We start from the raw sequence: 12,028 nt of genomic DNA on the forward strand, positions 1-12,028 counted from the left end.
GGCGAGGACCTGCTCCTCGCCCCAGCGGGCGTCCTTGCGCCCGGGCCCGCGCGCAAGGCTCCCTCGAGCCAAGGCTTCCTTGAATCGTTAGGACTGGTTAGTATTCTGCGCAACGCGGTCGCCAGGGCCGTCCTCGACGTGGAGGTACACGGGTGAGCACCGCACGCTCCCGCACGGTCGTGCAGCGCGCGACCATGGTCGTCGTGGTGGCGGTGGTCTCGTTCCACATGCTCTCGACGTTCCTGTACGCCGCGCCCAGCTCGTCCCTCAGCCAGGAGGCGGCGCCCGTCACGACCGCGCACATGCGTCCCCTGTTCGGGCAGAACTGGCAGATCTTCGCCCCGGACCCGCAGTCGGTCGACCTGCGCGTCTGGGTGCGCGCCTCGACGCGCGACGCCGAGGGCGCCGAGTCGGTGTCCGAGTGGGTCAACCTCGGAGACGTCTTCAACGAGCAGGTGCGCCACCAGATCCTGCCGACGCGCACGTGGCGCATCCCCGTGAGCGTCAACCGCTTCTACACCTCGGCGTACGGCGAGCTCGTGGGGCAGCAGCAGGCCGTGGTCCAGGCGGACCACGTCGCGTCCCCCGAAGGCGGCCAGGGGCGCCAGGCTCTCACCCAGGCACTCCTGGGCACCGGGGCGAGCGTGAGCGGCATCGACTCGTACCTGCTCGCCGAGGACGCCCTGTACCAGTTCGGCACGCAGGCCGCCCACGACCTGTGGCCGGGCACCGAGCTCGTCGCGATCCAGATGAGCACCTCGACCCAGGGCGTGGTCCCGTTCGAGCAGCGCCTCGTGCCGGGCGTCCAGCGCCCCGAGGAGCAGTTCACCCGGCTGGGCTGGCGCGATCCCTCGCCCGTCACCCCCGAGGCCCGTGCAGGCTTCAGCAGCGTCTTCGGAGGGTGGGTCTCATGACCGCGACGGTGAAGAGCGCGACCACCTGGCTCCGCACGACGTACGCGGCCGGCGAGTCCTGGATGCTCGACTCCCGCAAGGCCTCCTACGGGACGGCCGTGCTGCGCATCGGCTTCGGCCTGATCCTGGTCGTCCAGCTCGTGGCGGGCTGGGGCGACCGGAGCCTGGCGTGGGGAGCCGGGCGCAGCTTCGCCCAGGGACGGGTCGACGTCGACGAGCTCCCGGCCTTCCTCGACCTGTTCTTCAACGGGTCCGTGCCGGCCTGGGCGTTCGACCTCCAGTACCTGGCGCTCGTCGCGCTCTCGGTGCTGCTGGTCCTCGGGTGGCGCTCGCGGATCGTGATCCCGGTGCTCTTGGTGCTCTACATCGCGCTGTTCCGGACCAACCCGTTCATCGGCGACGGCGGCATCCAGCTCATGCGGATCGTGCTCGTGTACATGCTCTTCGCGGACACGTCGGGCAGGTGGTCGCTCGACGCCCGACGGCGGCGCGCAGCCCGAGCCTCCGGCACGCCCTCGCGGTTCGCGTCCTGGGCCTGGCTCGGCACGCTGCTGCACAACGGTGCGGTCCTGCTCATCGCCTTCCAGATCTTCGTGGTCTACGTCGCCTCGGCGATGTACAAGATCCAGGGCGGCATGTGGCAGCACGGCACCGCGATCTACTACGTGTTCCAGCTCGACGAGTTCTCGACGTGGCCCCAGGTCACCGAGGTGATCGGTCGCTCCGGGGTCCTGGTCGCGATCCTCAGCTACAGCGCGGTGTTCGTGCAGCTGTTCTTCCCGTTCCTGCTGCTGCGCCGCCCTACCCGCATCCTGGCCCTCGTCGCCATCACGGGCATGCACCTGGGGATCGGGGTGCTCATGGGGCTCATGTACTTCTCGATGACCATGATCGCGATCGACGCGATCTTCGTCCGCGACGTGACCTACGAGGGGGTGCAGCGCCGTCTGGCACCGGTCCTCCGACGCACGTGGGACCGCATCCGGCGGCGCCCCGCTGCCCTCTCCCCCGACGGTGTCGAGGCCGACCTCGACGGCGCGGGCGCCCCGCGGGCGGACGAAGCCCTGGTACCGGCGGGGGTCTCGGCCGGCCCGGGACCGGTCGAGGGGTCCGCCGGAGCGGACGGCCCCGGCCCCTCGACGACCGCGCCGAGCACGGCAGACCGATAAGTGTCACTCCTGGTCGGTGGTGGGCGACCGGCGGCCGGGCATCGCCGAGACGACGACGCCCGCCGGTTCCTAGTCCCCGGCGGGCGTCGCGCGACCGTGGTCGCTGGGGTCGGTGAGGAGCGGGCTCAGCCCACCCGGTGGAGCCAACGCACGTTGGACCCCTCGCCCGCGTAGCGGAAGGGCTCCAGCTCGTCGTCCCAGGCCTTGCCCAGCGCGAGGTGCAGCGCCTCGCGCATGGCGCGGTTGTCGTGAGAGACCTCGAGGGCGGCACGGACCCGGTCCTCGGGGATCACGACGTTGCCGTGCACGTCGGTCACCGCGTGGAAGATGCCGAGGTCAGGGGTGTGCGACCAGCGGGCGCCGTCGGCTCCGTGGCTCGCGTCCTCGGTGACCTCGTACCGCAGGTGGGACCAGCCGCGCAGCGCCGAGGCGAGGCGCGCGCCCGTGCCCTGCGCGCCCTGCCAGGCGTACTCCGCCCGGTAGAGGTCGCGCGCAGCAGGCTGCTCGGTCCAGTCCAGCGTGACGCGCACGCCAAGAACGTTCCCGGCAGCCCACTCCAGGTGCGGGCTCAGCGCCCGGGGCGCCGAGTGCACGAAAAGAACACCGCGTGTGATGGCACCAGTCATGTCGTCCTCCCTAGGTCGAGGTTTCGTCTTCCCCAACGTCCTCACCCAGGGTGAATCATCATGCAGGGTCGTCCAGCGGTATACCAGGCATATCTTGCCCGAGACCTCGGCGGATCGCGAGGGGAGAACTCCCCATCGCAGATTTCACCCGCTCCGGGTAGGGCCAGGAACGGTCCGCACCGGCTGCGCGTGCGCCGCCGCGTTCTCCCGGCGGCCGGGCTTCCCCAGCGGCAGGGAGAACGCGCGACGTCGCGTCAGAGCTGGGCGCGCATCTCGCGCATGGCCTTCTTGCGGACCGCCTTGTCCAGACGGTCGAGATAGAGCATGCCGTCCAGGTGGTCGGTCTCGTGCTGCAGGCAGCGCGCCATGAGGCCGGTGCCCTCGACCGTGATCTCGTTGCCGTCGACGTCCATGCCCACGACACGCGCGTACCAGGCGCGACGCGTCGGGTACCACAGGCCCGGGACCGAGAGGCAGCCCTCGTCGCCGTCCTGGATCTCGTCGGAGAGCTCGACGATCCGGGGGTTGAGGACGTAACCGATCTCGTCCTCGATGTTCCACGAGAAGGCGCGCAGGTTCACGCCGATCTGGTTGGCGGCGAGACCCGCGCGGCCTTCGTAGTCGACGGTCTCGACCAGGTCGGTGACCAGAGAGCGGACCCGGTCGTCCACGGTGGTGATCTCGTCGCACGGGGTGCGGAGCACGGGGTCCGGAATCACGCGGATCTCTCTCATCGCCATGGGCGTCATTGTTTCATGACGCCCGCACCGGTCTCACATCCGTGCGTAGCGGGCACGCGCGAACGAGTACACCCCGTAGGCCGCGAAGCCGACGCCCGTCGCGGTCAGGAGGAATGCACCGAACGGCTGGTCGCCGATCGTCCGCAGGGCGGCGTCGAGGCCGCTCGCCTTCTGGGGGTCGGCCGTGACGGCCGCCGTGACGACGAGCGCCCCCAGGACGGCCAGGGCGATGCCCTTGGCGATGTAGCCGACCCGGCCCAGGAGGACGACGGCGTGGCCGACCTGCCCCTTGGCGTTGCCCTCGAGGTCCTTCAGGAACCCCTTCCTCCAGCCCTTGACCACGTGGTAGACGCCCGCTGCGGCGATCCCGACGCCCACCGCCCCGACGAGAGCCCTCCCGGCACCGTTGGCCAGGAGCGAGGCCGTGAGGCTGTCCTGGCCGCCTCCCGAGCCCGAGCCGCTGACGACCTGGAAGGTCAGCACCCCGAGCGCGAGGTAGATCACGGCCTTGCCGACCGACTTGGCCCGGAAGGCCGCCTGGTCCTTCGCGTCCCCACCCGTCCCGGCGACGGCCTCGAGAACCTGCCAGACCCCGAGGGCCACGAACGCGACGACCGCGAACCACAGGACGAACGCACCCCCGGTGGTGCTCGCGATCTCCTGGAGCGCGCCGGTCTGGTCGGCCTCTCCCCCGCCCGATCCCGTCGCGATCCGGACCGCGATGACTCCGATCATGATGTGGAGCAGGCCGCTCACCGCGTACCCGGCACGGGCGAGGACCCGCAGCCCCTTGCTCTGCTGGAGCCGCTGGGCGGTCCCTGACGTGGTGCGGTTCGAGCCGGTGCTCATGGTGCATCTCCTTCAGGTCGACGGACGTGGCATCGTGTCACGACCCGCCGCCACTCGCCTGTCGAACGGGACGATCCGGGCGTCCGGGAGGTATGGGGCGCTTCGGCGTCGATCGGACCCTGCGGGCGCCTGGAGGCGCACGGAGGGGGCTGGTGCACGGGGCCGGTCCGGTCCGGGTCGGTCGGCCTGGGCCGAGCACGAGGTTGCGATCGTTCTGGCGGCGAATACGACCGCAACCTCGTGCTCGACGGCGCGCAACCTCGTGCTCGGCAACGCCCAGTCGAGCCAGCGCCCGAGGGATCGGCACCCGTCGCGTCAGCGCCTCGTCGCCTCCAGGTAGTCGCGCAGCACCACGGCCTGGTTGTCCTGCTCGTCCTTCGCGCCGTAGAGCAACGTCACGACGGGGCGCTCGGCCACGATCGCGCGCAGCTCCTCGACCGCGGGATTCGCGTCGAGCTCGGCCCGGTAGCGCGTGACGAACTCGTCGAACAGCGAACGGTCGTGGTGGAACCACGTCCGGAGCTCGTTCGAGGGCGCAACCTCCTTGAGCCACCGGTCGACGTGTGCCCGCTCCTTGCTCACGCCGCGCGGCCAGAGGCGGTCGACGAGGACCCGGTACCCGTCGTCGGGAGTGGGGTCGGCGTAGACGCGCTGGATGCGGAGGGACATGCCTCCATGGAACGCCGGGTGTCGGCTCGGCGCACGCGCGCACCCATCACGGGACCGGGAGAACGACCCGCGGCGCACGTTGGCACGAGGTCACGGGTCGTTCCCGGGTAGGGCAGGTGGGGCTTGAACCCACGACCGGCGGATTATGAGTCCGATGCTCTGACCGACTGAGCTACTGCCCCTCGGCGGACAAGCGTACCGGCAGCCGTGCCCCCTGCCGGGCAGACGGGCAGTACCGTGTCTGGCATGGCTCTGTTCGCCCGTAGCTCCCTGCCCGACGACGCCCGCAGGTCCCTGCGCCTCGCCCCCAAGGACGCGGTGCTCGCTTCTGCGCAGCTCGTCGACGGCTCCTGGGCCGCGGCGACGCGCACGGTCCTGGCCACGACGGGCGAGGAAGGCACGTCGCGCCCGTGGTGCGACGTGGACCGCGCCGGCTATGACCCCGCCACCGCGTCGATCACGGTCGAGTGGGTCGACGGCGCCGCTCCCCTGGTCCTGCGACTCGCCGACTCGCGACGCACCGCACTGGCGCAGACGGTTCGGGAGCGCGTCCAGTCCTCGGTGGTGCTCGCGGAGGTGGTCGCGCTCGGGGCCGGTCGCTCGGCCAAGGTCGCGGTCCGCCGGGACACCGACGGCTCGCTCTTCTCGCAGGTCGTCGCCGAGGCCGGCGTGGACCTGGACGACCCGCGGACACGGGCTGTGATCGACGCCGCGGAGGACCGGGTCCGTTCGATGTCCGGACTACCCCTCTGATGCTGATAGAGTTTTCTCCGGTCGCCCAACCGGTGCAAAACGGTGGGTGAGCGGTCCCGCGTAGCTCAGCTGGCAGAGCATCCGACTGTTAATCGGACGGTCGTAGGTTCAAGTCCTACCGCGGGAGCACGACGAGAGGCCCCTGATCTGCGGAGACGCAGGTCAGGGGCCTTTGCCGTTCCCCAGGTCAGCGTCGACCGGCCGGGGGTGTGACCTTCATCTCACTGGGCTGAGGGACTGTGCGCCACGTCCCGCCAGGGCCGGGACAGCGCCCTCTCCCCCGGTGCCCGGCCCCTCGATCCGGCGCGGCATCACGGCGACCCTGAACGCGAGGTAGCGGTCGACGTTGGCGACCACCCGGTAGAGGCCGACCAGGTAGGTCGACAGCCCGGACAGAGCCACGAGCCCGCCGAGGACCAGGAGCGCCGCCGCCACCGTGGCTTCGGGCGAGGTGCTGTACGGCGAGGCCCCGTCGAGCGTGAGGGCCACGACGACGAGGAGCTGAGCGAGAGACAGGGCGGCTGCTCCGCCCACGATCAACGGAGCGCTGCGGGCAAGGGTGGGCACGGCGACGACACGGGACATGGACGGTCTCCTCGGACGAGCCTGGAGCATCGGGGTTCCTCCCCGCGGTGGTGCCGGCCGGCAGCACCATCCTCACCCGGTCGGGGCGGCTCTCGGCGGCTGTCCACAGCCCGTCGTCCAGGTCGATCGCGCGACCGACGAAGGCCGGCTCCGAATCGCCCTCAGCGGCCGCGCACGGCCCGGGTCCTCAGACCTGCTCGCGCAGCTCTCGGCGTTCCCTCTCGACGGCCAGGAGCTCGGCGAACGCCGCGCCGTAGGCCTCCTGGTCCCCGGCAGGGTCCAGGCGCTGCAGGCGGCTCTTGGCGTCCGCGACGCGCCGTGTGAGGCCGAGGTCCACGAACGCCTTGATGACGCCCTTGACGTACCCGTGGATGACGTTCTCGCGGTCCTCGGGCAGCGGGGCGACGGCGAGCTGGTTGACGATGCCGCGCACCGTCTCCGGGGACTGCTCGATCACGGCCTCGACCCACTGGCCTGCCGGATGGGCCGCCGCGCCGGCCATGCCGCCAGCGGCCCGGATCGCGTCGTGCACGGCGCGCCACGCGGGCGTCGCGAAGGCGGTGTCGGGGAACGCGTCGAACTCCTCGGCGGGCACGAACTGGGGGTACTGGAGCGCGACGACGAGCGCCTGCCGCTCGAGACGCGCGACGGGGTCGCGCGGGTCCGGAGGAGAGAAGACCGGGCCCGAGGGCACGACGGGAGCTGCGTCGTCGGGCGAGGGGACAGGCGCGCGGACCGGAGCCGGCAGCGTCTGCGGCACCCCCGCCTTGCCCGCCGCCGCGACCGCGCGGCGCACCGACTCCGAGTCCATGCCGATCCAGCCCGCGAGCATGCGCGCGTACTCGGGCCGCAGGGCCGTGTCGCGGATGCCCGCGACGACCGGGGCCGCGGCGCGCAGCGCGGCCACACGCCCCTCGGCGGTGTCCAGGTCGAACGTGTCGAGCGTGGTGCGGATGACGAACTCGAACAGGGGCTGACGACCCTCGACGAGCGCGCGGACACCCTCCGGGCCGTGCGCCATGCGCAGCTCGCACGGGTCCATGCCGCTGGGCTCGACCGCGACGAACGTCTGCGCGTAGAAGCGCTGGTCCTCGCCGAACGCACGGACCGCGGCCTTCTGGCCGGCGGCGTCGCCGTCGAACGTGAAGACGATCTCTCCCCCGAGCGACGCGCCCGAGGCGAGCTGGAGCCCGCCGCCCGCGGTCGTGTCCCCCAGGAGACGACGCACGATGCGCGCGTGGTCCGAGCCGAACGCCGTGCCGCACGTCGCGACCGCCGTCGTGATGCCCGACAGGTGCGCTGCCATGACGTCGGTGTACCCCTCGACCACCACGACCTGACGGTTCTTGGCGATCTCGCGCTTCGCGAGGTCGATCCCGTAGAGCACCTGGGACTTCTTGTAGAGCGTGGTCTCCGGGGTGTTGAGGTACTTGGGGCCCTGGTCCTCGTCGAAGAGCTTGCGCGCACCGAACCCGATGGTCTCGCCCGTCACGTCGCGGATGGGCCACACGAGGCGGCCGCGGAAACGGTCGTAGATGCCGCGCTGGCCCTGGCTCATGAGGCCCGACGCGATCAGCTCGGCCTCGGTGAACCCGCGCCCGCGCAGGTGGCGCAGCAGCGCGTCCCAGCCCGTCGGGGCGAACCCGACGCCGAAGCGCTCGGCGTCCGAGCGGTCGAAGCTGCGCTCGGCCAGGAACGTGCGCGCGACCGTGGCACCGGGCGCGAAGAGCTGCTCCGAGAAGAACTGCGAGGCCACACGGTGCGCCTCGAGCAGGCGCTGGCGCTTGCCGGGCTCCTCGGTGCGGCGCGGACCGCCGCCCTCCTCGTACCGCAGCTGGATGCCCACGCGGTCGGCGAGGTACTCGACGGCCTCCGTGAACGTCATGCCGTCGATCTTCTGGACGAACGAGATGACGTCGCCGCCCTCGTTGCAGCCGAAGCAGTGCCAGCGACCCACCTGAGGGCGGACGTGGAAGGAGGGCGAGCGCTCGTCGTGGAAGGGGCACAGGCCCTTGAGCGAGCCGACGCCGGCCGGCTTGAGCGTCACGTGCGAGGACACGATCTCGTCGATCCTCGCGCGTTCGCGCACCGCGTCGACGTCCTCGCGTCGGATCAGACCTGCCACGTACCCGAGTGTAGGTGCCGCCGGTGACGTGTCGCGCCGGGCCCCGTCCGGGTCGGGCCGACCGGGAGTGCGGGTGACCTCAGGAGGACACGAGCTCGAGCAGCCGGGCCCGGGATTCCGCGCACCGGCGCGCGTAGGCCCCGGGTGTGTGACCGGTCACGGAGACGAAGTCCACAGCCAGGTGCGCCTGGTCGTAGTAGCCCACGTCGACCGCGAGCGCCGACAGGTCCCGGCCGGGGTCCTGGGCGAGCAGCTCGGCCGCGAGGTGGACACGATGGCGCTGCAGGACCCACTTGGGACCGACGCCCAGCCTCTCGCCGAGCAGCCGCTGGAGGCTGCGCGTGCTGGTGCCCGCGACCCGGGCGAGGTCCGCGACGCGCGCGTGCGGTCCCAGCTCACCAGAGGTCGCGGCGTCCAGGACGCGCGAGACCTGCGCGAGGTGCTGGTCGGGGGCGAGACGATCGCGCAGGAGGTCGACGAGGACGCGCACCGCGGCCGCGTCGTCGCCACGCTCGGCGAGCGCGAGGGCGCGCTCCCCCGCCGCGTCCGCCCCGTCGCCCAGGACGCCCGACGACGGCACGGACGTCCCGCGCGCGACGGTCAGCGCGCCGGGGCGCAGCTTGGCGGCCACGACGACGCCTGAACCGACGAGGGTGCGGTCGAAGAGACCCTCGGGGATGCCGTGCGCCGCGAAGCCGCTCGCCTCGGCCACGAGGTTCACGCACGGGTGCGGGATGACGGTCTGCGTGAAGGACTCCCCCGCGGGCAGGTCCCATCGCACGAGCCAGAACCAGTCGACGCGGTCGGCGAGGTCCGCGGGGGCCGGGAACCGTTCGAGGGCGAACGCGCGGCGTGCGGCGGCGGGGTCCACCACGCCGTACGTGGTGGACGGGACACCGGGGACCCCGGGGACGCTGCCGCGTTCGTGTCGCATTCCTCCAAGACTGCCACCGCACACCGACAGACGATGGGGACACCAGCATCCGAGCCCTGGAGGAACCATGGACATGTCCGCCCTGCACCCCAACCTGGCCGTCTCCGACGCCCGCGCGGCGATCGACTTCTACACCGCGGCGTTCGGTGCCGAGGTCGACGACGTGATCACGGCCGGGGACGCGATCATCCACTCCGACCTCCGCCTGCCCACGACGGCAGGGTTCTCGACGTTCACGGTCGCGCAGGAGTTCCCGGGGGCCGGGTCCACGGCGCCGGACCCCGACGGCCCGACCTCGGTCTCCTTCACGGTGCCCGTCCCCGACACCGATGCGGCCTACGCCCGCGCGGTCGCCGCGGGGGCGACGAGCACGGCCGAGCCCGCGGACTGGTTCGAGGGGTTCCGCCAGGCCGCGGTGCGCTGCCCGTTCGGGCATCGCTGGTACTTCGTGACGGTCGCGGACTCGGTCACGCCCGACGACGTGCAGCGGGCCAGCGACGCGTGGATGAGCGAGCAGCCGACCGGCTGAGCGGTCGTCCGACCGGCTGAGCGGGCACGGACGGTAACGTCCTGCCCATGACGAGCGCCGAGCACCCCGGGAGCATCCGCATCTGGGGTGCTCCGTCGTTCGCCCCGGAGCCGTCCGTGCCCTACCGGGCACCCGAGGGGAGGTTCGTCGCCGCCCCGTGGAGCCTCGCGACCAACGTGTTCGAGCCCGGCCACGCGCGCGAGTGGCCCGACGAGGTGCACTACGAGCACGAGCTCGTCTGGGGCGAGGGCGGGCCGCTCGACGTCGAGGCCACGGGCCGCCGGTGGCTGGTCCCGCCGGGCCTCGGCATCTGGCTGCCCGCCGGGACGCGGCACAAGGTCCGGGCCGACCCCGACGTGACGGTCTACGCGACCTACCTCAACCCCGACCAGGTCGCACCGCGCTGGGACAGCGTCGTCGGCGTGCCCGTCAGCGCCCTGCTGCGCGAGCTGCTCCTGCACGACACCGCGGCCTCCATGCCGGACGCCAGCCGGCACAGCCTCCAGGCGCTCGCGGTCGAGCAGATGCTGCCGCTGCCCGTGGCGAGCATCGAGCTGCGCATGCCGCGCGACGTGGACCTGCTGCACGTCGCCGAGCGGCTGCTCGCCTCGCCGGGCGACGGCCGGTCCCTCGACGCCTGGGCGTCGGACGTGGGCATGAGCCCGCGCTCCTTCATGCGGCGGTTCGTCGCCGAGACAGGGCTGTCCTTCGCCCAGTGGCGCATCCTCGCGCGGACGGGGGCCGCGCTGGTGCTGCTGGCCGAGGGCCGCTCGGTCCGTGAGGTCGCGCGGGCCGTCGGGTACTCGAGCCCGAGCACTTTCGTCACGGTCTTCCGCCGCACCACGGGCATGTCGCCCGCGGCGTACGCCCGCCTGCTCGGGGCGCCAGGCCACTGACCCTGGCGGGAAATCGGTCGTGACTGGCAGGATTTCTCGATCCCGCCCGGGTTAGCCTCACCTCTGTTCCGCCAACTAAGGCAAGGCTCATCTAACTATCGGGCGCCCTCGCACCGCGAGCCGCCCGACGGAGGACCCCTTCATGACCCCGACCAGCTCCCGCCGACGAACCGCACCACGGCGCCTCCTGGGCGCCGTCGCCTCCCTCGTGACGCTCGCCGCGCTCGCGGCCTGCTCGACGGCCGGCACCGACGACTCCGCCTCTCCAGCCCCCGCGGGTGGTGGCGACATCGCCACCACGACCCTCGCCGAGGCCGACGCGTTCCCGGTCTCGATCGACCACGCCTACGGGTCGACGACGATCGAGGACGAACCCCAGCGCGTCGTCACGATCGGCTGGAGCAGCCAGGACGCCGTCGTCGCGTTCGGCAAGGTGCCCGTGGGCATCGAGAAGTTCTCCGGCCCCGGCATCGAGGACGACATCCTGCCGTGGCTCACCGACACGTTCGAGGGCGCGACGCCCGAGCTCCTCACGTCCAACCCCGACGTCCCGTTCGAGCAGATCGCGGCGCTGCGCCCCGACGTGATCATCGCGGTCTACTCCGGGATCACCGACACGGCCTACGAGCGTCTCTCGGAGATCGCGCCCACGGTCGCGTTCCCCGGCTCGGCGTGGGAGACGTCGTGGCAGGACCAGACGACCATGATCGGCGCCGCCCTGGGGCAGCCCGCCCGTGCGGACGAGCTCGTCGAGGGCGTCGGCACCACGGTCGCCGAGACGGCCGCGGCCCACCCTGAGCTCCAGGGCAGGACCATCACCTACGCGATGAACGGAGAGGGCGGCGTCATCGTCTTCTGCCCCTCGGACCCGCGCATCGAGCTGCTGACTCAGGTCGGGCTCGAGCCCTCCCCCGGCACGCTCGCGGTCTGCGGCGCCGAGGACGCCTCGTCGGTCTCGGTCAGCTCCGAGCTGATCCCCACGCTCGACGCCGACGCGTTCATCCTCATCGACGTCGACGAGACGGTGTACGACACCCTCCTGGGCAACCCGCTGTTCGCCGCGCTGCCCTCGGTCGCAGACGGCCGGGTCGTGCGGGTCGTCGGGATGGACTACGCCATGGCCACGTCAGCACCCACGGTCCTGAGCATCCCCTACGCGCTCGACGAGTTCGTCGCGCAGCTCACCACGACCCTGGGCTGACACGCTGCACGGCGGCGGCCCGCCCCCTCGGGGTGCGG

13 protein-coding genes and 2 tRNA genes are annotated in these 12,028 nt (G+C 72.0%); 7 read left to right on the plus strand and 8 right to left on the minus strand.

Annotated features, from left to right (window positions below; genetic code table 11):
- The first annotated feature begins 152 nt into the window (after positions 1 to 152).
- Entirely contained in the window at positions 153 to 914 is a 762-nt protein-coding gene (locus ACFWFR_RS12310) for a DUF5819 family protein (RefSeq protein ID WP_377623151.1), read from the plus strand.
- Entirely contained in the window at positions 911 to 2,083 is a 1,173-nt protein-coding gene (locus tag ACFWFR_RS12315) for an HTTM domain-containing protein (RefSeq protein WP_377623152.1), read from the plus strand. Before ACFWFR_RS12310 ends, ACFWFR_RS12315 begins: the two co-directional genes overlap by 4 nt.
- 125 nt (positions 2,084 to 2,208) lie before the next feature.
- Here the strand turns inward: ACFWFR_RS12315 and ACFWFR_RS12320 are convergent, their stop codons facing one another.
- The 5 genes from ACFWFR_RS12320 to ACFWFR_RS12340 form a co-directional block, all read right to left on the minus strand.
- Complete coding sequence (locus ACFWFR_RS12320; RefSeq protein WP_056651029.1) at positions 2,209 to 2,709, minus strand: DUF3145 domain-containing protein; 501 nt, start codon at positions 2,707 to 2,709, stop codon at positions 2,209 to 2,211.
- 254 nt (positions 2,710 to 2,963) lie between these two features.
- A complete protein-coding gene (gene def, locus ACFWFR_RS12325) occupies positions 2,964 to 3,449 on the minus strand; it encodes a peptide deformylase (RefSeq protein ID WP_377617148.1) in 486 nt (161 codons plus the stop codon).
- 33 nt (positions 3,450 to 3,482) lie between these two features.
- Positions 3,483 to 4,298, minus strand: a complete 816-nt coding sequence (locus ACFWFR_RS12330; protein WP_377623153.1) for a DUF1206 domain-containing protein — start codon at positions 4,296 to 4,298, stop codon at positions 3,483 to 3,485.
- Between the two features lie 315 nt (positions 4,299 to 4,613).
- Entirely contained in the window at positions 4,614 to 4,967 is a 354-nt protein-coding gene (locus ACFWFR_RS12335; protein ID WP_377623154.1) for a DUF488 domain-containing protein, read from the minus strand.
- 108 nt (positions 4,968 to 5,075) lie between these two features.
- A tRNA-Ile gene (locus ACFWFR_RS12340) sits at positions 5,076 to 5,149 on the minus strand.
- A gap of 64 nt (positions 5,150 to 5,213) precedes the next feature.
- Here ACFWFR_RS12340 and ACFWFR_RS12345 point away from each other — a divergent pair.
- A complete protein-coding gene (locus ACFWFR_RS12345; RefSeq protein ID WP_377623155.1) occupies positions 5,214 to 5,720 on the plus strand; it encodes a hypothetical protein in 507 nt (168 codons plus the stop codon).
- 54 nt (positions 5,721 to 5,774) lie between these two features.
- Positions 5,775 to 5,847 (plus strand) — tRNA-Asn (locus ACFWFR_RS12350).
- Between the two features lie 89 nt (positions 5,848 to 5,936).
- Here the strand turns inward: ACFWFR_RS12350 and ACFWFR_RS12355 are convergent.
- The 3 genes from ACFWFR_RS12355 to ACFWFR_RS12365 form a co-directional block, all read right to left on the minus strand.
- Positions 5,937 to 6,305 (minus strand): hypothetical protein, encoded by a 369-nt coding sequence (locus ACFWFR_RS12355; RefSeq protein ID WP_377623156.1) that lies wholly within the window; start codon positions 6,303 to 6,305, stop codon positions 5,937 to 5,939.
- Between the two features lie 187 nt (positions 6,306 to 6,492).
- Positions 6,493 to 8,430: a DNA primase gene (gene dnaG, locus ACFWFR_RS12360; RefSeq protein WP_377623157.1), complete on the minus strand. Its 1,938-nt coding sequence runs from the start codon at positions 8,428 to 8,430 to the stop codon at positions 6,493 to 6,495.
- A 79-nt stretch (positions 8,431 to 8,509) separates the two neighbouring features.
- Complete coding sequence (locus ACFWFR_RS12365; RefSeq protein WP_377623158.1) at positions 8,510 to 9,364, minus strand: helix-turn-helix domain-containing protein; 855 nt, start codon at positions 9,362 to 9,364, stop codon at positions 8,510 to 8,512.
- Positions 9,365 to 9,437: 73 nt separating this feature from the next.
- Between ACFWFR_RS12365 and ACFWFR_RS12370 the strand changes: the two genes are divergently transcribed.
- From ACFWFR_RS12370 to ACFWFR_RS12380, 3 genes are all read left to right on the plus strand, one after another.
- A complete protein-coding gene (locus ACFWFR_RS12370) occupies positions 9,438 to 9,893 on the plus strand; it encodes a VOC family protein (protein ID WP_377617159.1) in 456 nt (151 codons plus the stop codon).
- Positions 9,894 to 9,940: 47 nt separating this feature from the next.
- Positions 9,941 to 10,789 carry a helix-turn-helix domain-containing protein gene (locus ACFWFR_RS12375; RefSeq protein WP_377623159.1) on the plus strand — a complete coding sequence of 283 codons (849 nt, stop codon included), beginning with the start codon at positions 9,941 to 9,943 and terminating at the stop codon, positions 10,787 to 10,789.
- Positions 10,790 to 10,931: 142 nt separating this feature from the next.
- On the plus strand, positions 10,932 to 11,990 hold the full coding sequence (locus ACFWFR_RS12380) for an iron-siderophore ABC transporter substrate-binding protein (RefSeq protein WP_377623160.1): 1,059 nt from the start codon (positions 10,932 to 10,934) through the stop codon (positions 11,988 to 11,990).
- Positions 11,991 to 12,028: the final 38 nt, after the last annotated feature.

Origin of the sequence: Oerskovia sp. NPDC060287 (assembly GCF_042726775.1) — a bacterium.
Taxonomy (GTDB): domain Bacteria; phylum Actinomycetota; class Actinomycetes; order Actinomycetales; family Cellulomonadaceae; genus Oerskovia; species Oerskovia merdavium.

Bases quoted from the DNA above. Each gene is read 5' to 3' on its own strand.
- ACFWFR_RS12320 (WP_056651029.1), bottom strand. From the start codon at position 2,709: ATGACTGGTGCCATCACACGCGGTGTTCTTTTCGTGCACTCGGCGCCC.
- ACFWFR_RS12370 (WP_377617159.1), top strand. From the start codon at position 9,438: ATGTCCGCCCTGCACCCCAACCTGGCCGTCTCCGACGCCCGCGCGGCG.
- ACFWFR_RS12335 (WP_377623154.1), bottom strand. From the start codon at position 4,967: ATGTCCCTCCGCATCCAGCGCGTCTACGCCGACCCCACTCCCGACGAC.
- ACFWFR_RS12375 (WP_377623159.1), top strand. From the start codon at position 9,941: ATGACGAGCGCCGAGCACCCCGGGAGCATCCGCATCTGGGGTGCTCCG.
- ACFWFR_RS12380 (WP_377623160.1), top strand. From the start codon at position 10,932: ATGACCCCGACCAGCTCCCGCCGACGAACCGCACCACGGCGCCTCCTG.
- ACFWFR_RS12345 (WP_377623155.1), top strand. From the start codon at position 5,214: ATGGCTCTGTTCGCCCGTAGCTCCCTGCCCGACGACGCCCGCAGGTCC.
- ACFWFR_RS12365 (WP_377623158.1), bottom strand. From the start codon at position 9,364: ATGCGACACGAACGCGGCAGCGTCCCCGGGGTCCCCGGTGTCCCGTCC.
- ACFWFR_RS12330 (WP_377623153.1), bottom strand. From the start codon at position 4,298: ATGAGCACCGGCTCGAACCGCACCACGTCAGGGACCGCCCAGCGGCTC.
- ACFWFR_RS12315 (WP_377623152.1), top strand. From the start codon at position 911: ATGACCGCGACGGTGAAGAGCGCGACCACCTGGCTCCGCACGACGTAC.
- ACFWFR_RS12355 (WP_377623156.1), bottom strand. From the start codon at position 6,305: ATGTCCCGTGTCGTCGCCGTGCCCACCCTTGCCCGCAGCGCTCCGTTG.
- def (WP_377617148.1), bottom strand. From the start codon at position 3,449: ATGGCGATGAGAGAGATCCGCGTGATTCCGGACCCCGTGCTCCGCACC.